Origin of the sequence: Acetobacterium sp. MES1 (genome assembly GCF_002237635.1) — a bacterium.
Taxonomy (GTDB): domain Bacteria; phylum Bacillota; class Clostridia; order Eubacteriales; family Eubacteriaceae; genus Acetobacterium; species Acetobacterium wieringae.
On the sequence record NZ_MJUY01000020.1, the window covers coordinates 15,881 to 36,740 of the forward strand.

A 20,860-nucleotide genomic window follows, 5' to 3' on the forward strand; every position below is an offset into this window, starting at 1 on the left:
TTACTATTTACATAACTCAAAGACACCTGCCGCTCCCATGCCGCCACCTATACACATAGTAATCAAGGCATATTGTCCACCAGTATCACTCAGATAAGACAACGCTTTTGACGTAAGAATAGCACCAGTAGCCCCCATAGGGTGGCCAATGGACATAGCACCTCCATAAGGATTAACCTTCTGCATATCCATACCAAGTTCGTTAATGCACGCTAATGCCTGTGATGCAAAAGCTTCATTTATCTCGATAACATCCATCTGTTCGAGAGATAAATCGCATTTTTTCATAAGCTTTGGAACAGCAAATAAGGGTCCCATCCCCATTTCTGTTGCGTCACAACCCGCTACAGAATATCCCGCAAACTTGGCAATTGGCTTTATGCCAAGCTCTGATGCTTTCTCCGAAGACATAATAACTACATATGCTGCCGCATCAGTCATTTGAGAGGAAGTAGCTGCCGTTACTTGACCTTCTTCACGGAAACACGGAGTCATTGCGGCCATTCTTTCCATACTCGTTTTAAGCATTCCATTTTCGTCGGCGAGAATCCCCTCATCTATCATGATCATGTTACCTTGATCATTTAAAACCGGGATGATACAATGAGCCAACTTGCCTTCGGTACGAGCTTTTGCGGCTTTTTTATGGGATTCCAAGGCCATTTTTTCCATGTCTTCACGTCTGATCATATAATGTTCTGCTACCCTTTCAGCCGTTTCACCCATAGACATATAACCACCAATATAATTTTCTTTAATCCATGGATTCATATACGAATCAGAATACGGAATAAAACACTTACTCATACTCTCTACGCCACCTGCTACTGCTACATCATATTCCCCTGAAATAATAGCATTAGCCGCAGATGAAATCGCTTGTAAACCAGATGAACAAAAACGATTTATCGTTTGTGCTGGTACACAATCAGGTAATTCAGCTCGATTTACAATCAGTCGACTGATATTCATATGTGCCTCATTTATCGGCATAGCACATCCAGTAATTACATCACCTATTATTTCAGGATTGATTTGAGGAACCTTGCTTAGTACTCCCTTCAGTGTCTGTGCGGCATAATTTATCGGATGACTATTTGCAAACCCTCCTTTATTTGCCCGACAACAAGCGCTGCGTCCATATGCAACAATAACTGCTTCTTTCATTATTTCCTCCTTGTTAATTCTAAAAAATGCTTACTCCTCACAACTTCATAGACATAATTGCAAAAAGTATTTTTTATCTTTCGATATTTTTACGCTTGACAAATAAACTATTTAAAACTATTTAGTTTATATTTATTTATAGTCATACCATCCATGGCCTGACTTTCTTCCTAATCGCCCCTCTTCAATTAATTTCTTGACACTATCGCAGCACTCCCATGTTGTAACTGGCAGTTCTCTTAATGATTCACAGGCATGAGGATATATATCCAATCCAGACATATCCATCATTTCAAACGGTCCCATTGGGTGATTAAGCCCCTGCTTCATAGCAGTATCGATATCTTCGATAGTAGCTATGCCATCTTCATAGCAGTGAAGTGCTTCCTGTAGAAAAGCAAACAAGCACCGGTTGACAATAAAACCTGGTGTATCAAACTTGCATTCAATAGCTATCTTACCTATATAACTGGCCACTTGTTTAATTACTGAAACCGTAGCATCTGTTGTATCATTTGATCGAATCACCTCCACCAACTTCATGACTGGTGCAGGAAAAAAGAAATGCATGCCCGCGCAACGCTCTTTCATTGTACATTCACTCATAACCTGAGAAACTGATATCGTGGATGTATTTGTGCAAAGAATCGCATCAGGTCTGCATATCGTTCCGAGTTCTTTGAATATAGACTGTTTTAATTCTAATACTTCAGGCACTGCCTCAATAACCATATCGCAGATTCCTAACTGCTTCAAATCCTCAGTAGTATTAATCTTTTCTATGGTATTTTCTACTAAATCGGTTGTGATTTTTCCTGCCTCAGCACGTTTCTTTAAAGATGCGTATATCTTTTCTTTTGCATTTTCACAATACTCTTCCTTAATGTCGTAAAGAATGACTCTATAACCTCCAGTTGCAACAGCCTGCGCAATACCAGCTCCCATCTGTCCTGCGCCAATTACACCTATCGTTTGTATGTTCATAATAATATTCCTTCCTATTCCTTTTAAATTTTAATTATTAGTAAATACTGCAACTCTTTTTTCAAGCATTGCAGACATTCCTTCTTTCTGATCATCTGTATCAAATAATAAAGAAAATTCAGCCGTTTCAGCTGTCTTACCAGCTCGAATACTCTCGTTAGCTGCCGTATTGATTACAGCTTTTGCTGCAGCTAAAGCGCATTTAGGTTTTGATTTCAACAATTGCGCAATGTCCATTGCTTTTGTATAAATAGCCTCAGCTTCAGCAGCATCTGCTACTTTCTCTGCTGATCTTGCTCTATCTTCTGCTTGTTTTAATAAAACTTTGTTTTCCTCACAAGATTTTTGAGCTATCAGTGAAGTTTGAGCGGAGGTTACTTCTTCATCCAAGGTAGCATTTCCTGTAACATACCAATTAATCAGACCAATTTCGTAAGCAAGCTTACCTGGTATCTTCTCATTAAGCATTATTAACTGTTTCGCCTTTGACGGTCCAATTATTGATGTTAAGCGAGCACAGCCATGTGCTCCGGGGATAATGCCAAGACCAACCTCCGGTAAAGCTAAAAGTGTTCGTGAGCCCCCTACTCGAAAATCACATGCTAGAGCCAGTTCTAATCCGCCTCCCAACGCAAGACCATTTATTGCTGCGATAGTAGGGATTGGCATACTTTCCAATTCATTATTAATATCAATTGCTACTGTGCAAAATTCTCTTGCCTTGCGTGGCGGAAAATCAGACATTTCTTTTACGTCTGCTCCAGCCACAAAAGATCTACCAGTGCCGGTTACAATCAGTACCCGAATGGACGAATCAAGCTTTATTTTTTCAAGCTCATTTAATATTTCTTTGCTAATTGTGCTGTTTAACGCATTTAGAAATTTAGGTCGATTAATTCGAATTGTTGCTATACCATTTTCCTTTACAACAGTAATATTACTCTCTTCCATAAATAATTTCGTATGAAATACCCAAAGTGATAGTCATACTTTTCCTTTCATCTTATTCTTTTTTATATGGCAACAGTGCTTTATCTCATGCACATGGCGCTGTAACCTCACTTTATAGCAATTAAATATCTTCCCACATCGATCAAAAATATCTTTTTTACTCATTATTGAGCTATAACCATAATGACAAATTTTTTATTACATTCATAAAAATTACTCATTTCAGCTGGAATAGCGCTTTTTTCCGCTCACTGAACCTCCTTCTAGTCTTGATATATTAAAAACAAAGGGCTATTACATCTAAAAATCTCATTTCTAAATAAAGCAATTTAATAATTAAGATATTTTCTTTTCCTCTTAGCGATTTGAAATAATAAATTCATTCAGTAAATTGGGATTGTATCTGTGGTTCACATATTTTTAACATTGCAATATGAAGTAATTTATATATTAGCAATTTATATGCCAACTTTTATTCAAAACTAAATTATGACAATGTACAATTTAATAATCCTGGAGCAAAGCGATTTATTTCGAATCTGCTCCTTCATAATGCTTTATTACTGTTTGCATATTTTATTTTTTATAAGACAAATTGATACACTAATGTCAATGCCTCTGAACGAAGTTGAAACAATTTGACACGCGTTCATGTCCCCGATTATTTTACGGAGATGCTGATATCACTATAAAATAACGATGATTTTCCACCAATCGGGTAGGAGGCTGACCATTAATTGATCAACCGACCTCCCACACCACCGTACGTACCGTTCGGTATACGGCGGTTCCAAAGTTTACACGGTTACTTGCAGATAATAATCATAAAAGTTGGGATATCCTGCCCGCTTCAAGCGGTCATTAGAAAGGGTTCTCAGTAAGATTGGGCTATGGGCGGTTCGCCAATAGCCTTTTCTTGTATTTGCCCACATCCAGGCCCGTTCTTCATCCAGTCCCAATTTCTTGAGATTGATAAATCGGGTTTTCACTTTCTTCCAGCGTTTCCAGACAACCATCCGGATCCGGCTTCTCATCCATTCATCCAGCGGTTTGAGGATCTTTTTCATATCCGCCAGCTTGAAGTAGTTGACCCAGCCCCGTACGATTTGCAGCAGTCTTTCTTTTCGTCTCTGAATTCCCATCCCATTACTGCGCCCGGTAATCTGTCGGATTTTATCCTTCAGCTTCCGAATGCTCTGAGGGTGAACTCGCAACCTTCCCTGTCCCCGGTAGATATAGAATCCATAACCGAGGAATTTCACTTTTGTGACGTTGGCCACTTTCGTTTTCTCCCAATTAATGTGAAGAAACAGTTTCCCTTCGATAAACGGTGCGATGTTCTTAAGGGTTCGTTCGGCAGCTCTCCGGCTTTTGCAGAAAATCATCAGATCATCGGCGTATCGGACAAAACGGTGTCCCCGGCGTTCCAGTTCTTTATCACATTCATTAAGCATGATATTCCCAAGAATTGGGCTGAGTGGTCCGCCTTGTGGTACGCCTTCCTCATTTCTCTCGAATACACCGCCTGACATCACACCAGCGTTTAAATATTTGTGTATCAGGGAGATGACTTGACCATCTTTGATGGTTTCAGACAGAATCTGTATCAGTCGACTGTGATTGACGGTATCAAAGTACCGCTCCAGATCCATATCCACGACGTATTTATATCCGTCGGTGATATTCTCCTGGCATTGTTTCAAGGCTCCCTGAGCACTGCGCCCCGGTCTGAATCCATAACTGTTGTCTGAGAATTGTTGCTCGAATATCGGCGTCAACACCTGGCTGATCGCCTGTTGAATCAGTCGATCCACCACGGTTGGGATTCCCAATTTTCGTGTTTTCCCGTTATCTTTCGGTATTTCTACCCGTCTGACGGGTTGTGGTTTGTATTTTCCACTTCGGATGGCTTCAATGAGTTCATTCCGGTTTTCTTTCAGGTAGGGCAGAAGTTCATCCACCTGCATCCCGTCAATTCCACCTGCACCCTTGTTTTTCTTCACCTGCTTATAGGCCAGATTCAGATTATCACAGGTTAGAATTTTCTCCATCAATCCATCCATCTGCTTGCTTGTGTTGGTGATTTCGGTTTTAATTATCTTTGGTGATTTGCACACGTCTGCATATTCTTTCTGTTCCGCAAATACCTTTTGCAGATCGCCTTCATTTTGAAGTTTTCTGTGTTTTATTTTATCACCGTCAGTAATCTTCATTGATCTTCACCTCCTCTGGTTCAGCCCTTCCTTCGACATCTAGAATGTTTCCGTACTATGGCTTCGGCTGACTTCTCACGATAAATCTTATTTCAACCATGTTTCATACTCTGTTTTCACACGTCCGTGAGATCTCCCCGGGTAAGAACGCAATCTTTCCTTCCATCCATCTGCCACATTTACATCATCAACTTTCCGGATAGTTTTGGGGCTTTGGTTTGATTTGCAACCTTACCCAGTTGATAACGCCTGATGTGATTTCTGTTCGTCAGACCGGAAGTTTGCCGCCAGCTTCCTTCAGATTCCCTGTCGCCGGGGACACCCTTGCCTTAAGCTATGCACTTGGCACTACCTACCCGTGCTCGGGACTTTCACCCGTTAGATTGCGCCCATGCCGGGCGCACTAAAAAAAGCTTGTAATGACAGTGAAGTCATTACAAGCTTTTTATGAGAATATCCCAATATTCGAGTTTATTTATTAATAGGGTGTTTTTTCAAACGACGATATAATGTGCTTCTCGAAATACCTAGCATTTCTGCCGCTATTGTACGGTTTCCACCGGCCTCTACTAACGCCGTAAGAATCTTATCGGACTCGATTTGGTTATATTTATCTATAACTGTATTTTCTTCCCATATCGCCTCATGATCTTGACGAGTGCCGATTGTAGTGTCTGCTACTAAAAAGTCTTCACCTTGAAGTAGTCTATTAACCATTTGTGCGTTAATAAGGTTCTCTTCTGATAACACTACCAGCTTCTCTACTAAATTACGTAGTTCTCTTACATTTCCAGGCCATGCATATTCTCTAAACAAATGATATGCATCTTCAGCAACTCTGTGATGACTACAATAAATCTTATTCAGTAGTGAAACGAAATGATTAACCAATGGAATAATATCGTCTTTCCGTTCTCGTAGCGGAGGAATATTAAGAAAAATGACTCCAATACGGTAAAGCAGATCCTCTCTGAAGCTATTATCCTTCACCATTTGTTTAAGATTCTTGTTAGTCGCTGCAATAAAGCGAACATCAAGCTCAATCGTTTTTGTGCCACCTACTCGCGTAAACTTGCGGTTTTCCAAGACACGAAGAAGTTTTACCTGCAGATCAAGCGATATATCTCCAATCTCATCCAAAAAAACCGTGCCACCATTAGCACTTTCTAACAAACCTTCATGTCCTGAACTTAGTGCTCCGGTAAAGGCGCCTTTTTCATAACCGAATAACTCCGACTCCATTAAGGCAGGTGACATTTGGGGTATGCAAACAGCAACAAATGGCTTTTCACGACGATCACTGTTTTCATGAATGACCTTTGCAATTATTTCCTTACCTACACCTGATTCTCCTGTAATCACCACACTAGCATTTGTTGGGGCAATTTTTACCGCATTTTTAACAATTTTACTCATACTTTTGTCTGCAAAAACATGAATGTTATCATTTTTAATAAGGTAATTATATAGCTGCTTATTTTCTTGCTTATAATATTCCAAATGGAGCCGCATTTTATCAATTTCTTTTAAAAGTTCATGAGGTAGCACACTATATGTTACTACATATTCTAATTCACCCTTAAAATCTTTTATAATTTTACTCTCGGAATACACCCATTGGTCATCGATCGCATGAAAAAACTCTTTTGCGTCAGTTCCTTCAGAAAATGCTCTTTCACTGGCTGATGATTCATATAATTTTTCCTGGATTAACTCTGTAGAACCTTTGCCCTCAACATCAGCGGGTTTTAGCTTTAGACCTTTCAAAAATTCTTCACTAACAAAAACAAACTTTTTATCCGGTCCACGGACTGAGATAGATATCATCTCAGAAAGACTTTCCACCAACATGCGATTAAACTGCTCAGTATCTCTATCACCAATATTATAATAGTTCATGTGATCACCGAGTAGAATACCCGACATTCCCCTCCTTTTGTTCTAAACCTAACTGTTTGCTTTTATTAATTTTATTATTCAGTCAAAGCCTTAAAAAGTGAAATTAAAGTCAAACCGTCGTATCTAATAAAGGGCAAAGGCTTTAATTTAACCTCTTGCCCCGTTGTTGTATAATCAGGTTAATAAAAACGGTGCTGAAAATTAACGACACATTTTGTTGTTTCAAATATCTGATTTTAAATTTGAATGAATAACCAGGTGAGTGGCTCAGTTAGCATTATTCAAAAACTGGATGCGGTATCTTTTCCACATCAAAGGTTTCATTTCGATACTCTTCATTATAGTAAGGAAACGGTGCAACCGTTGCGCGTATCTCAAGCTGTGATGTTTCTGCGGTACCCCAAATCACTATCAGTTCCTTGCCTTCAATTGCGTAATCCTTCTCAACAAAAGCCAAAGAAATCATTTTTTGATGATAATAGTCATTTGTTCTTCCTGCGGTCATACCTACCATATTTCCGTTATTTAAAACCTTGCTGATCACAAAAGGTGCTTCCCCTCCATCACCGACACGCGTAATCTCTTCAGCAGTTGCTTGCTTTGTTCCATTAAACTGCGTTGCAAAAACTTTCCCAATATCTTCAGAATTCCATTCCAGTGTCACACATTTTTTAGGCGGATTTTTAGCAATTTCCTGAAGCGCTGTTTTCCCAATGAATTCATGATCATAGTTAATTAAATATTCCCAAGCCACATCAAACGGCGTTACAAAGGCATTTTCAGAGTTGTCGCTTGCACTTCCAAAGAATGGATATTGTTTGTGACCTTCAAAAATATATGGACACGTCTCAATATATTTCAACAATTGTTCGCCGCTGGAACGCCAAGGATACCAAAAATGAATCCATTGATTGGGATAACCACCCTGGGTATGGCTTCTACAATAATTACTGACGCCTTGGCGCTTTAAACCAAATTCTGCTCCGGCTGCTACTACTGCATCATAAACAGCATCAGCATGATCAGTGCTGCCATGAATTTCGTAAGCCAGCGCACCAGACATCCCAAGTCTCACTATTGTTACGTCAGTACCTGCGATTTTTATATTTTTTCTTCCTGCAAATTTTATGTCATGTAAATCAGTTTGTGAAGCTTTCTCCATAATTTGCAATGATTTTGGGCCGTCAATCTGGTAAAAATACTCGTCAAAAACCCAATTTCCAGTCACATTCATACCTAATGTATCGACATAAAATGATACAATCGGAGCCAGCCAATAGGTTCTAAAGGTATCTTCTCCAGTTCGGATTATTAAACCGTCTGCCAACAGCTGACCTCTATCATTACACATTAAGGCGTGTCTTGACCCACCGATTTTTAGTTTTTCGAAATCCCGGTTAACGCAGACATAGTTGAGTAACTTAACGGCATCCGGCCCAGAAATATCATACACCGGCGAACAATTTAAAAAGCAACCAAACCACGCTGATTCTCGACAGGCGAGCATTTCATCCTCACTGGATGTGAATGCATAGGGATAAATACCGCCATCTTTTCCCCAATTAATCAATACGGGGCAATCTTTATTTACTGCACTGTCAATTGTAAACATCGCACTTCCTCCTAAAATTGTTTTTATCAAAGTAATTACCTTTTATGCTTTCATTATAGTGCTTTTTTTAATTCTTGAGAAATGCCAATATTAACGGGATTTATGTCAATAAAGCATAAATAACTTGCCAGTGCACTTTTTTACTGATATATTCAAAATAAAAACTGGAGGTACCACTTTGAAACTGCACTATATTGAAGAGTATCTAAAACTGGCTGAGACACTTAATTTTTCAAAGACAGCTGAAATAATGTATATTACCCAACCTGTTCTTAGTCGACACATTGCAATCGTTGAAGCAGAAATGGGAGCCAAACTTTTGCAGCGCAATACCAGACATGTCGTACTCACTGAAGCAGGAAAAGTGGCATATGAAAATTTTACTGCTATGCTTACGCAATACCATATTGCACTTGAACAGATAAAACTTCTCACCTCCGGTCAATTAGGGAGCCTTAAAATCAGTAGTCCCTACTACTACACATCTGATTTTACCGAACCAATCGTCGAACGTTTCTCTTTGGCTTATCCAAAATGTGATGTGCAAATATTATCCTGTCAACCGATTGAAGGTCTTAAAAGTCTGCTGACGGGAAACAGCGATCTTTTTCTCACAACTAACACTGGTTTGACGGCGAATAGCGAACTTCGGCAAATACCTTTTGCTTCTGAAATACTCGCTGTTTTACTTCCTTCTATGCATCCACTTGCCAATCAGTCATTCATTAATCCGACAGATTTAGTCAACGAAACCTTTATTTTTTTAGACAACAACGCCGGATATCGAGATTTCAATGCTGAAATTCTCTCAATCTTTGTTCGTTTTGGCATTTCGCCAAAAAAGACTATTTTCACACAACAAGTCGATACACTGGGTCTTGCTATCCGTAAAACTGGAGGCATCAGCATTATGCCATATAGTGTACGTCATATGGATAGAGATTATATTAAAACTATTCCGCTTATAGGGCATGAATTTATCGTGAAAATGTGCTTATATTACCGCTATGACAACCCAAACCCTCTTATTCATAACTTTATCCAAACCGCAATAAAAACTTTTCAAAACAAGGAAGAATCGTGAGCCAAAAGAGCATCAATTTGGCGAAAAATTCAAAAGTTATCCATACAATCCTTTTTAATACAACTTATTATTTTAAGCCATTGTTACACAAAAATTATATGACTTTCCTTGCATAAAAGGTTATTAATGCCTATAATTTTTACATTTCATCACATAATAAGTGGTTTACTGTTTCGCGCGCTTTGCGTACGAAACAGACTCAAGTCTATAAGGAAAAAGACCCGGCAAAACCAGATCTTCCTCAGTATTTATCGCAATCTCTAAGTTGATTGGAGTTTCGCCAATCGTTCTTTGTTTTTCAAGCAATTAATCATTCGCTTCGTATGAACTTACTTTTCTTTGACCGGAAAAGTCAATGAAACATTAATCCATCCTAACACCCAGCCAAATAACCCCATTATTATAACCCATATCAGACTTGTGAAAATAACCCAGTATGGGTTTTCAATTGGTCCGACCTTAGTGTAGTAACCGGCCGTAAAATATACCCCCAAAAATAAGCTGAGACCGTTAAATACAGCTAAACCATGCTGGGACTTTATCCATCCAGTAACAAAGCAAAAACATAAATAGGGCTTACTGAACAAATCAAAAATCGCTTAAATGCTGACTTTGAGGCATATTTTTAGTATAATAAGTGCAAAGATAATTACTTTTTTACCATAAAACCCTTGCAGATGGAGGTGCCTTATGTATATCAGAAAGACGGACCAAATCAAGTTTTCGGATGATTTCTTTCTTCCTTTCGGAGGAAAACTTAACAAAGACAACCGCTGGGTCAAACTGGCGGAGATGATTCCGTGGTCTGATTTTGAGGATGCCTACGCCAGGAACTTTAAATCTTCAACGAGAGGCGAAGAAGCGTTCTCAGTCCGGGTTGCTCTGGGAACACTGATTTTGCAGACCCGTTTAAAACTGGTTGATGCTGAAGTGCCGTTACAGGTGATGGAAAATCCCTATCTCCAGTATTTTCTGGGCTTTGACGGTTTTGAAGATACCCGCCCGCCATTTGATGCATCACTGATCACGCACTTCAGAAAACGCTTTACGCCAGATATTCTCATGGAGATCAACAACATGATCGCCATGAAGGAGTTTGAAGCTGTAGAAGACAAAGGCGAGGATGATGATCATCACGATGCCCCCGGCCCATCAGAACCATCCGATGAAGGAAGTCAAATCAGCTTTTCTAATATCCCGAAGAAAGGTAAACTGATTCTTGATGCAACCTGTGCGCCAGGTGATATCCGCTTTCCCACCGATTTGCGTCTTCTCAATGAGGCACGTGAAAAACTTGAAATGATGATTGACGTTCTGCATACGCCGGATATCGCTCTTGTTGCCAAACCCCGAACTTACCGCAATAGGGCCCGAAAAAACTATCTGTCCATCGAAAAGCAGCACAAAAAGCGCAGCAAAACAGTCCGTAAAGCAATTCGAAAACAGCTGGGGTATGTGAAACGGGATCTGGAATACGTCGAGACTTACCTGAAAGACGCTGCCAGAGCCGAACTTCTGACAAAACGCCAGCACAGCGAACTCGAGACCATCCGAAAGCTTTATGAGCAACAGAACACCATGTATGAGACGAAAACGCACTCTGTCCCAAACCGGATTGTGAGCATCTCACAACCTCACATCCGGCCAATTTTCAGAGGAAAAGCCGGCTCAGACGTTGAGTTCGGGTGTAAAGTAATGACAAGCGTTGTTGACGGCTATACCTTCATTGAGAAGCTTGACTTTGAGAGTTTCAATGAAGGAACTTTATTGCAGGAAGCGGTTTTATAATACCTGATGCGCTTTGGCTGTTATCCGGAGGCGGTGTTGGCAGATTCAATCTTTCGTAACCGTGAGAACCTGGCCTGGCTGAAGCTTCGGGGCATTCGAATCAGTGGCCCGAAGCTGGGGCGCAAACCGAAAGTGGTATCTTCTGAAGTTAAGCAAGTGGAACGTGCCGATAATGGCGAGCGCAACGCAATCGAAGGCTCTTATGGTGTCACTAAACGAAAATATGGCTTTGGCCTCGTCAGAACTAAACTTGAGGACACAACCAAAAGTGCCATTATTTTACAGTTTCTGGTAATGAATCTGGACCGGAGGATGCGGTTCTTTTTGTCTCAATTTTGGATTCGTTTCATCGACTTAATGCAAGCTGTAAATTTGGTTGCTGGTTATGGATTTCAATCCGTTCAGTAAACCCTACTTAAATCTCCTGGCCCAGTCGTCAGGCTTCTTCAAAAAAACCTTGATGAGCCGCATTGGGCGTGCCTGGACACGAAATGTAAACCATATAGCGGCCATTTCCTGCATACTGATCAATGCAGCGTTTAGCTTCAGCTGCTCCCTTTTCGTAAGTAATATCCGTTGAAAAAATTGGTGACTGGGAGTCAGCCCCACCGTGAATAACAAACTCCGGATATTTCTGCTGGATGGCTCGAAAATTATTGGAAGGCTGAGCTGGGAAGAAACTCTGGATTCCAATCTCAACAAAATCATCAACCAGAAGATCCCGTTTTTCACAAATATGTTGTTTTGCAATCATTCCGTTATCTTTGATCGCCTGAATAATTCTGGCATGATGTTCTTTAAACAGTTCTCGGTAGGTATTAGGTGAGATCATCGGACTGATGACTGAAGCAATATCATCCATGTAGGTAAAAACATCAGGCATAAACTGAGCAGCTTGTGCTATTATGCGGTATTTAGAGATTTTGCGTAATGCCTTCACTATTAATTGGTTTAAAACGCTTGCCTTGCAACTAAATATTTCCTTTCATTGGCCATTTTATCTCCGCTCCATCTTTAAACCGGAAATTGACTTCATCGACGGAGAAAACAACCATCTCTAAAATAGTCCGACGCCAGAGGGTTTCATCAAACTCTGTGAGTAGCTGGTCGCGTTTTTCAAGAATATCCAAAAAGGCATGAATCTGGCTTTTTCGAGCTTTTCGTTTTCTGATTTCTTCGGTTAAGGCCATATGGCGATTGCGAAGTTTATCATAGCTCTCAGCATAAGCGTTATAGCGGCGCTGGTATTCCTCCTGGTCCATCGCTACCCGGGTGTTTTCACTGACAAAGGCATCAACCATCATTTCAATGGAGCTGCATTCTTCATCGACTTGCTTCAGTTCTTCCTTTAAATTCTGACAATCTGTTAGCTTCTCAATCATAAGGCGGTAATTCTTAAATATCTCTGTTTTATTTTTAATAAGGTGATTCATAACTTCTACGAATAGTTTTTTAATGGTTTCATCATACAAGTGCGGTGTGCTGCATTTGTCTTTTTTCTTAAACTTGTTATTACACTGCCAGATAGTATGCTGATATTTGCTGCCAGAATGCCAGACTTTGCTGCCGTAGGCACTGCCACAATCGCCGCAAATAATCCGGCTGGAGAAACAACTTTGACAAGCAGTATAACCGCCTTTTGATTTTCTTCTGGCAAACTCTTCCTGTACCAGGCCAAAGGTTTCTGGTGGAATGATGGCTGGGTGACTGTTTTCAACATAATATTGAGGAACTTCCCCCTCGTTGGTCTTTGTTTTTTTAGTCAAGAAGTCCGTCGTGTAGCGTTTTTGCAGTATTGCATCGCCCTTGTATTTTTCGTTTTTAAGAATGCTGATCACCGTTGACACCGGCCATTTTTGTCTTTTCGTTGGGCTTAAAATGTTTAATGCCATCAACTGTTTGGCAATGGATGATGGCGTGTGACCTTCCAGAAAGAGCTTATAAATAAGTCGAATTGTCATTGCTTCATCTTCAACTATCTGCGGCAATCCATTCTCCCCTTTTACATATCCTAAGAAGCTCTTGTAAGGTAGGGAAATATTTCCGTCAGAAAAACTTTTTCGTTTCCCCCACGTCACATTTTCTGAAATTGAGCGGCTTTCGTCTTGAGCCAAACTCGACATTATGGCGATCAATAGCTCTCCTTTACTGTCGAGGGTGTAAATATTTTCTTTCTCAAAGTAGATTTCGATGTTTTTTTCTTTCAGTAATCGAACATTTGTCAGCGTGTCAACTGTATTTCTGGCAAATCGAGAAACTGATTTGGTAACAATTAAATCGATCTTTCCATCCAGCGCATCCTTAATCATGCGATTGAAGCCATCACGCTTTTTGGTACTCGTTGCTGAAATACCCTCATCCGTATAAACTTCTACAAATTCCCATTCCGGCTTGTCTTTTATATACTTCGTGTAATAATCCAGCTGAGCCTCAAAACTGCTTTGCTGTTCTTCTAAATTAGTTGATACTCTGGCATATGCAGCCACCCGCTTTTTTCTGGAAGGCTTTTCATCGATCTGCATAAACAATTCAGGAGTTGCCGGAATAACCGTTACGGATCTTATATTTCTTGCACCATTCAATTTGCCAGCCCCCTTTCCATTATCAGACTTTGTCGTTTTCTGGCTTCCTGTCGCTTCTTCTCATCCCAGCTGTCTTTTCTTGATTTATTATGCCATCCTTTTTCGACGGTATCTCCGTTGTGAAAAACAAATTTCAATTTAAAATCATCCGGCACCCGGATCTCTTTAATCTGCTGATGAAAAATTTCTTCATCAAACGGGTCAAGCCCTAAGACTTCGGCTGAAACCTGCATGAGTATTACTTCGGGAATCTGCTTGGTATGACAGACTGATTTTCCAAAATGCAGAAAGGTTCTGCAATTCCAATACACATACCCATGGGTTGCCTTCCGGTTGTAGTGTTTTCCGCATTTGTCACAGACTATTTTTTCAGTAAAAGCATAAACGGCCTTCTCTTTCTTCCCTGATGTTTTTCGCTTTGATGCTAATAAAACCTGCGCTTTGTCAAAGGTCTCTTGATCGATGATGGCCGGATGGGTATTTTCGGCGTAATACTTTGGCAACTGCCCCCAATTGGTAATTAACTTTTTTGTCAAATGGTCTGAAACATATTTTTTCTGCGCAAGCGAGTTTCCAGCATACTTCTCATTTTTTAATATCTCTCCGACCCGCTCCGCCGTCCAGATTCCGTCTCTGATTCTTTTAACATTTAATTCTCTGAGCTTTTTAGCAATCTGGGTACATCCCATTCCACCAAGGTAATCATCAAAAATCATTCGGACAATCTGGGCCTGTTCTTCATCAATCTCTATCAGACCCCTAGAAATCCGATAACCATACATAAACCGAAGGTTAACCAACTCCCCTTCCAGAAAACCCTTGCGGATACGCCATTTGCAGTTCTCGCTGACCGACAAACTTTCCGCCTGCGCAAAAGAAGCGAGGATAGTGAGCATCAACTCACCATCCCCGCTTAGGCTGTAAATATTTTCTTTTTCAAAATAGACTTCAATATTAAGGCTACTTAGTTCCCGGACCACTTCTAACAATGTCACAGTATTTCGTGCAAACCGTGAGATCGACTTGGTGATAATCAGATCTATTTTTTTATTCCGACAATCTGTCAGCATTTTTTGAAACTCAGCGCGATTATCTTTGGTGCCCGTTGCTGCTTCATCGGCATAAACACCGGCATACTGCCAATCCAGCCGACTTTGAATGGTTTCACTGTAATGGCTAATCTGAGCTGATAACGAATGAAGCATGGCATCTTTTCCGCTACTAACTCTGGCGTAAGCTGCTACCCGCTTTTTCACCGGTAGCTTGATTGCGACAGGATCAATTTTAATAACTTTTCGCATCATTTTGTCACTCCTTTCTACCTGTGATGTTAGCTCTGATTTTGATACAAAGCAAGTCATTAAGCCATTATAAGCTCGAAATAATGGGCTGATATTTTTCCAGAAGCATCGTATCGAGGCGGTCAAACTCTTCCTTTGTGATAAGACCTTTACTCATCAGTTCTTTTGATAATATGACTGAAATGCGATAGTTTTTTTCCTGTTCCAGTTGATCTTTTGTCATGGTGTCTCCTCAACTTTTTCTTTAAACCGATATTGGATATAACAGGAATGGCTGCAAAATTTTCGCTTTGAATTGCCATAGCTTTTAAAACTTTTACCGCAACCATGGCAAACCAGGGTGTAATATGCTTTTCTCTGGATATTGGCATCATTGGCTTTCCACCAGAGTCGGCGGCATTCTTCAGTACAAAACTTTTTATGCTTCCCTTTTGAACTTTGCTTGATGGGTTTCCCACACTGTTTGCAGACATCTTTTTCATCAATAATACCGGTGGGTTTCTTTGTCATCGTCTTTCCGAGATTATGGCGCCGACAATAGGATTTGATGGTGTTTTCTGAAATATTGAGGTCATTAGAAATTTGTGAATAGCTAAGACCCATAAGCCGCATTTCATGGATTCGATCTTTTTCTGCAGTCGTCATTTTTTCCTCCAATAAAAAAACAGAGGCGATGATCACTGACCATTTCCTCTGTTTTTGTTTTTAAATCTTAGCTGTTACTACTTCCGGTTTCATTGCCCGACTTTTTATCTTCTGTATCAGATTGAATTTTACCTTCAGATTCATTCTCCATCTGGGTACGGATATTCTGGGTCAACTTTTCTAAGAATGGTGGAAAATTGACATTCATATCTTTCATGTTTTCCAGAATACTAATAATCTCATTACATATCAACCAAACGGCAACAAAGGATGCGATGACAAAATTGACTTTTGCATCGACGCCAATATACTGACTGGCATAGAGTAAGGTGTAATCGAGAATCGCACCCACTGCAATCAGATAAAACAGGCAGACTTTTTTCATGATGCCCTGAAAGCCTTTGTAGCTTGAAATCTTATTGCCCCGGTACTTGGCTGCTGCCAGTCCGGTGATATAATCAAAGGTAGCCAGGACAAAAAGCAAGATGACCGGCACGGCCAACATCCCTAACCAACCGGAAAGGGCCGTGAAGGCCACGGCGACAACTAATTTAATCTTATCAAGATATTCCATTTTTAGTTTCTCCTTCAAATTTATTTTTCTCTATTAAAAAAGAGCCCAAGGCTCCACAATTGTTTAGATCAGATTCCACTGGGCGTTATTATAGTAGTAGGCTTCGACCTTTTGTGCTTTGTTGTTGGCATCTCCTTTAAATACATTGGATACTGGGAGTTTAACGTCAATTCCATGCTGATTAAAAAGTGCAACCCGATGACCGGATGTGAGACTGGAAATCAGCAGATGGTTCGATTCCAAAGTGACATCAGCAGTGGTTTTTATCACCCGGTTGACAGCACCACTGCCGCAGAAATAAAAAATGTCGGTGCCATAAGAAATAATGGTGCCGCCATTAAAATCCCAAGCCAGTCCGCTTGAAACCGTTGAAAGGGTATTCGTCAGGGTATCCAGCTTAAAAATGCTTTTGTCCCAGTAAATGTAAATATCCGTCCCAACAGCGGCGGCTCGACAGTTTGTGTATGCTGCTGGTAAATATGCCACGATCGTATAGGTATCGAGAAGGGTATCATATTTTGTAATCCGTGTTGTTGCAGTGCCGCTTGAATTGCGACCGCCGATCAGATAAATGTCCGTCCCAATAACCGCGGTACCCGCTTCAATAAAATGATTAGATGGCGCCGCAATCATGGTAAATGTCTGTGATACCGTATCAAAGTAATACGCTTTCGTAACAATATAGGAGTTGGAAAAACTGGTTGAATTATAGCCACCAAATAGATAGATCCGCGTTCCAACTGTCGCATAGGCAAATGACTGCCAGCCATGATTGCCATCATTAGTAATGGCAACCGCTAGCTTTGTCATCGTTTTTTCAAGGATATCATATTTGTAGATGTCCAGTGACATGGTTGAATACTTTAGTCCGCCCAATAAATAGATGAAATCGCCAACCAGCCCCGTGGCTGCATATCTAAAGTAATTGGATGGCATCGCCACACCCGTGGATACGGTTACGAGGGTGTCCAGGTTATAAGTCAGGATCTTCGGACTCATGGTATAGGCTCCTAAAAGATAAACCAGATTACCAACCCGCTCAGCACAACCACCGACGCCACTGACAATTTCATTGGTGGCAGCATCAAGGATATCATTCACCCGGGTAGTCGCATTTAAAACACTGGAAATATCGCTATCAAGTTTAATATCTGAAACCGGAGTGCTTTTTACCCACAGCTTTGTCGTATCTTCTGGGGCGACATCCCCAAAATGAATATTAAACTCCGCACTGGCCGGGGTGCCAATCAGCAGACCATCAATCAGTCCTGAATAGCTATTAGTTGGTGTACCGGATGGAATAGCGACACCTTTACCGACCAGTGCGGTTTTAATATTGGAAAGATCAGTGATGGCCGTTTGAATATTTTCACTTAAGGTTTTAGTTGCCATTTAACGCTCCTTCCAATTGATCATTGAGGGTGCCAAGTTGGGTTGTGATAGATGTAATAGCAGATTCAGCTGCGTCCAGCCGTGTCCCTAAAGGATTAAACCAGGCGGCTTGATCGGCTGCAGTGAAATAGTCCACGCCCTTTACCGGTGAATAACCGGCAGCACCCGCTGGTCCAATTGGACCTACATCACCAGTAGCGCCCTTTTCACCTGGAATACCTTGAATCCCTTGCTCGCCAATCGGTCCTTGAATTCCGGGTTCACCCGGATCGCCTTTGGGACCTTGAATGCCTGGTTCCCCTTGAGGTCCAGCTTCACCGGTCAAACCCTGCAGTCCTTGGATCCCTTGATCCCCTTTTGCGCCGGGCAGACCTTGGATTCCCTCAACACCCTGGTCACCTTTCGGGCCTTGAGGACCTGTTTCTCCCGTTAGACCCTGCAGTCCTTGAATTCCAGGATCACCTTGTGGTCCTGTTTCGCCGGTTAAGCCCTGGAGTCCTTGAATCCCTGGTTCACCTTTATCACCCTTGGGACCTTGAACACCTTGCTCACCCTGAGGTCCCGTTTCGCCTGTCAAGCCCTGCAAGCCTTGAATCCCTTGATCTCCTTTAGCACCGGGCGGGCCTTGGATTCCCTGAATGCCTTGGTCACCTTTCGGGCCTTGGATCCCTGGCTCGCCTTGAGGACCAGTTTCACCGGTGAGACCCGGCAGCCCTTGAAGTCCTTGATCTCCTTTTGCGCCGGGCAGACCTTGGATTCCAGGATCGCCTTTATCGCCCTTTGGGCCTTGTTCTCCTGGTTGTCCGTCAATGCCGGGATCGCCTTTCGGCCCTTGCAATCCGGGTTCTCCTTGAGCACCATTTTCTCCCGGTAGCCCTTGAGGGCCTTGTAACCCAGGGTCACCTTTTTCACCAGCCGGACCTTGAAGACCAATCTCGCCCTGATCTCCTTTTGGGCCTTGAATTCCCGGAATGCCCTGAACACCCTGTGGTCCAGTCTCACCGGGTGGTCCCTGGAGCCCTTGCAATCCGGGTTCACCTTTTACCCCGGCTGGACCTTGAAGTCCAATAGCGCCTTGATCGCCTTTTGGTCCTTGAATGCCGGGCGGACCTTGCGGCCCAGCTTCACCCGGAATGCCGGGATCGCCTCTTGCACCAATAAACTCACCAGCATTGGCGCGCTCCACAACGATTAGTGCTTCACTGCTGGCATGATCGGCTTTTTCCATTATCGATTGGGCGTCTTCACCCAGTTTTATCATTTGCTGCTCCCATTGCAAAAGGAGTGACGGTTCGATGGGCGGTTGGGGTGTATCAGCCTTAATCGATTGGTTGATGCGGATCAACCCTTTTTCACTTTGCCAGACCGGGATGCCGGGATCTGATTTACCATCCAACTGCACTTCGAAAGCCAACAGCCCGGCAGCCTGGGTTGTCGTAGCGGTCAGAATCCAGATAAAACGAACGAAATCACCATCGATTACCGGTATCATCAGAATCCGATCCGTCAAACGACCAAGCTCGGTTTCGATATGAATATTAAAATCGGCCACGTTAAGGCCATCATTTATTCTAGGAATCTCAAATACCAAACACTGAACCAAATGATCATATTGACTGACGATCATCTCATCATAAAAAAGCTGCTTCTCTTTGACGGCAACCCTAAAATTTCGCATAAAATCTCCTTCCAAACTTTACTCCTCCTCCGAATAATCCGGCCAGTTGGTGATGGTCTCAACCACGTCCCAATTTTTATTCAGTGCCACACTCAGTTCGCTTTGAGAAAGCTTAGCGATATTGGCGGCGCCCAAACCAATGGCCAGCTTATCTTGACCCGTACGATTGGTCAGCCCCGCCAGTACATTTCTCAGACTGCTCTTGGTTAGATTGATGCAGGGCGATAGGTCAATGGAAATATTGACATTGACCAATTTCAACTCTTTAAGATTGGTTCGGCCCTCAAACATTCCCATTCCATATATGGCGTTGGTCATATCCAAATATGGCACCGACACTAACGCAGCACAGCCGCCAAAAATCCCCTGCAAGCGGTAGGCGCTAAGTTTCATTGTGAATTCTTTAGGGACAGCCTGGAGCTTTCGGCATTCATTGAAAAATCCGAGATAAAGCGCCACACTGCAATCATCAATAAAGACGGATGCCTGGTTTAACAGATCAAAGTAAGCGATGTCCGTCCAGAGACAGGGATACCAATCCGCTGTGACACCATCAAAGCAGAAATAGGTCTCGCCATATTCAATGGTACTGGGATAAACCGCTGGATTATTGGGGAAATACATAGTCCAGACGACTTTGGTGTTCGGGTACACTTCACTGACCCGACTGTTGGAATAATCCCAGATATGTTCAACACCATATGTTGCCGCTGAATTATGATAGGTTTGTCCATCGGAAGTGACAACAGTGCCTTCTTCAAAAATAAAGTCATTGACCAGATCTTTGGCATAGTGCATCCGCAGATAGCCGATTCGTCCACCTGATAAGGCTTCCCACTGACTTCTGGCCCAGACCATATCGGGGTTGGGCTGCCAGTGAAAATCGCTTTCTTCCGGCCAGACGATGCGACCATTAATCTTTGCCTCAATAATCGTAAGGCCCTTTGCTTTGAGACCTTCAATCTCACGACCGTTAAATTTTATTCCCAT

At 41.8% G+C, this 20,860-nt stretch carries 16 protein-coding genes and 1 pseudogene; 2 read left to right on the plus strand and 15 right to left on the minus strand.

All coding sequences use genetic code 11. The features are described from left to right. Positions 1-3: 3 nt before the first annotated feature. The 6 genes from BI182_RS07450 to BI182_RS07475 form a co-directional block, all read right to left on the minus strand. Positions 4-1,167, minus strand: coding sequence for a thiolase family protein (locus tag BI182_RS07450; RefSeq protein WP_286806602.1), 1,164 nt, complete (start codon positions 1,165-1,167; stop codon positions 4-6). A 132-nt stretch (positions 1,168-1,299) separates the two neighbouring features. Next, the gene (locus tag BI182_RS07455) at positions 1,300-2,151 is read right to left on the minus strand and encodes a 3-hydroxyacyl-CoA dehydrogenase family protein (protein WP_286806603.1); all 852 of its coding nucleotides are present in this window, start codon (positions 2,149-2,151) and stop codon (positions 1,300-1,302) included. Between the two features lie 30 nt (positions 2,152-2,181). Further along, the gene (locus tag BI182_RS07460) at positions 2,182-3,102 is read right to left on the minus strand and encodes an enoyl-CoA hydratase/isomerase family protein (RefSeq protein ID WP_286806604.1); all 921 of its coding nucleotides are present in this window, start codon (positions 3,100-3,102) and stop codon (positions 2,182-2,184) included. A gap of 797 nt (positions 3,103-3,899) precedes the next feature. Further along, on the minus strand, positions 3,900-5,315 hold the full coding sequence (ltrA, locus tag BI182_RS07465) for a group II intron reverse transcriptase/maturase (protein WP_286806605.1): 1,416 nt from the start codon (positions 5,313-5,315) through the stop codon (positions 3,900-3,902). Between the two features lie 471 nt (positions 5,316-5,786). After that, positions 5,787-7,241: a sigma-54 interaction domain-containing protein gene (locus BI182_RS07470; protein WP_286806606.1), complete on the minus strand. Its 1,455-nt coding sequence runs from the start codon at positions 7,239-7,241 to the stop codon at positions 5,787-5,789. A gap of 250 nt (positions 7,242-7,491) precedes the next feature. Next, positions 7,492-8,826 carry an aminomethyltransferase family protein gene (locus tag BI182_RS07475; protein WP_070372598.1) on the minus strand — a complete coding sequence of 445 codons (1,335 nt, stop codon included), beginning with the start codon at positions 8,824-8,826 and terminating at the stop codon, positions 7,492-7,494. 178 nt (positions 8,827-9,004) lie between these two features. Here BI182_RS07475 and BI182_RS07480 point away from each other — a divergent pair, with 178 nt between their 5' ends. Both BI182_RS07480 and BI182_RS07485 read left to right on the plus strand, forming a co-directional pair. Beyond that, positions 9,005-9,910: a LysR family transcriptional regulator gene (locus BI182_RS07480; RefSeq protein ID WP_286806607.1), complete on the plus strand. Its 906-nt coding sequence runs from the start codon at positions 9,005-9,007 to the stop codon at positions 9,908-9,910. 690 nt (positions 9,911-10,600) lie between these two features. Further along, positions 10,601-12,106 (plus strand): annotated as a pseudogene (locus tag BI182_RS07485) (IS5 family transposase). 28 nt (positions 12,107-12,134) lie between these two features. On the opposite strand, the gene BI182_RS07495 reads toward BI182_RS07485, so the two are convergent. The 9 genes from BI182_RS07495 to BI182_RS07535 form a co-directional block, all read right to left on the minus strand. After that, positions 12,135-12,581: a uroporphyrinogen decarboxylase family protein gene (locus BI182_RS07495; protein ID WP_286806610.1), complete on the minus strand. Its 447-nt coding sequence runs from the start codon at positions 12,579-12,581 to the stop codon at positions 12,135-12,137. Positions 12,582-12,669: 88 nt separating this feature from the next. Further along, on the minus strand, positions 12,670-14,280 hold the full coding sequence (locus BI182_RS07500) for a recombinase family protein (RefSeq protein ID WP_286806612.1): 1,611 nt from the start codon (positions 14,278-14,280) through the stop codon (positions 12,670-12,672). Beyond that, entirely contained in the window at positions 14,277-15,584 is a 1,308-nt protein-coding gene (locus BI182_RS07505; RefSeq protein ID WP_286806614.1) for a recombinase family protein, read from the minus strand. The genes BI182_RS07500 and BI182_RS07505 overlap by 4 nt, the downstream gene beginning before the upstream one ends. Positions 15,585-15,648: 64 nt before the next feature. Further along, positions 15,649-15,804 (minus strand): SHOCT domain-containing protein, encoded by a 156-nt coding sequence (locus BI182_RS07510; protein WP_175440976.1) that lies wholly within the window; start codon positions 15,802-15,804, stop codon positions 15,649-15,651. Then, on the minus strand, positions 15,801-16,226 hold the full coding sequence (locus tag BI182_RS07515; protein ID WP_286806616.1) for an RNA polymerase subunit sigma-70: 426 nt from the start codon (positions 16,224-16,226) through the stop codon (positions 15,801-15,803). Before BI182_RS07515 ends, BI182_RS07510 begins: the two co-directional genes overlap by 4 nt. A gap of 67 nt (positions 16,227-16,293) precedes the next feature. Then, a complete protein-coding gene (locus BI182_RS07520; protein WP_070372605.1) occupies positions 16,294-16,800 on the minus strand; it encodes a phage holin family protein in 507 nt (168 codons plus the stop codon). A gap of 63 nt (positions 16,801-16,863) precedes the next feature. Then, positions 16,864-18,192: a Kelch repeat-containing protein gene (locus BI182_RS07525; RefSeq protein WP_286806619.1), complete on the minus strand. Its 1,329-nt coding sequence runs from the start codon at positions 18,190-18,192 to the stop codon at positions 16,864-16,866. Continuing rightward, on the minus strand, positions 18,182-19,870 hold the full coding sequence (locus BI182_RS07530) for a hypothetical protein (protein WP_286806620.1): 1,689 nt from the start codon (positions 19,868-19,870) through the stop codon (positions 18,182-18,184). Before BI182_RS07530 ends, BI182_RS07525 begins: the two co-directional genes overlap by 11 nt. Positions 19,871-19,888: 18 nt before the next feature. Further along, entirely contained in the window at positions 19,889-20,860 is a 972-nt protein-coding gene (locus BI182_RS07535) for a hypothetical protein (RefSeq protein WP_286806621.1), read from the minus strand.

Coding starts and splice junctions, on each gene's coding strand:
- BI182_RS07495 (WP_286806610.1), bottom strand. CDS start 12,581: ATGCCTGATGTTTTTACCTACATGGATGATATTGCTTCAGTCATCAGT.
- BI182_RS07475 (WP_070372598.1), bottom strand. CDS start 8,826: ATGTTTACAATTGACAGTGCAGTAAATAAAGATTGCCCCGTATTGATT.
- BI182_RS07515 (WP_286806616.1), bottom strand. CDS start 16,226: ATGACGACTGCAGAAAAAGATCGAATCCATGAAATGCGGCTTATGGGT.
- BI182_RS07510 (WP_175440976.1), bottom strand. CDS start 15,804: ATGACAAAAGATCAACTGGAACAGGAAAAAAACTATCGCATTTCAGTC.
- BI182_RS07530 (WP_286806620.1), bottom strand. CDS start 19,870: ATGCGAAATTTTAGGGTTGCCGTCAAAGAGAAGCAGCTTTTTTATGAT.
- BI182_RS07470 (WP_286806606.1), bottom strand. CDS start 7,241: ATGTCGGGTATTCTACTCGGTGATCACATGAACTATTATAATATTGGT.
- BI182_RS07460 (WP_286806604.1), bottom strand. CDS start 3,102: ATGGAAGAGAGTAATATTACTGTTGTAAAGGAAAATGGTATAGCAACA.
- BI182_RS07455 (WP_286806603.1), bottom strand. CDS start 2,151: ATGAACATACAAACGATAGGTGTAATTGGCGCAGGACAGATGGGAGCT.
- BI182_RS07450 (WP_286806602.1), bottom strand. CDS start 1,167: ATGAAAGAAGCAGTTATTGTTGCATATGGACGCAGCGCTTGTTGTCGG.
- BI182_RS07535 (WP_286806621.1), bottom strand. CDS start 20,860: ATGGGAATAAAATTTAACGGTCGTGAGATTGAAGGTCTCAAAGCAAAG.
- ltrA (WP_286806605.1), bottom strand. CDS start 5,315: ATGAAGATTACTGACGGTGATAAAATAAAACACAGAAAACTTCAAAAT.
- BI182_RS07520 (WP_070372605.1), bottom strand. CDS start 16,800: ATGGAATATCTTGATAAGATTAAATTAGTTGTCGCCGTGGCCTTCACG.
- BI182_RS07505 (WP_286806614.1), bottom strand. CDS start 15,584: ATGATGCGAAAAGTTATTAAAATTGATCCTGTCGCAATCAAGCTACCG.
- BI182_RS07525 (WP_286806619.1), bottom strand. CDS start 18,192: ATGGCAACTAAAACCTTAAGTGAAAATATTCAAACGGCCATCACTGAT.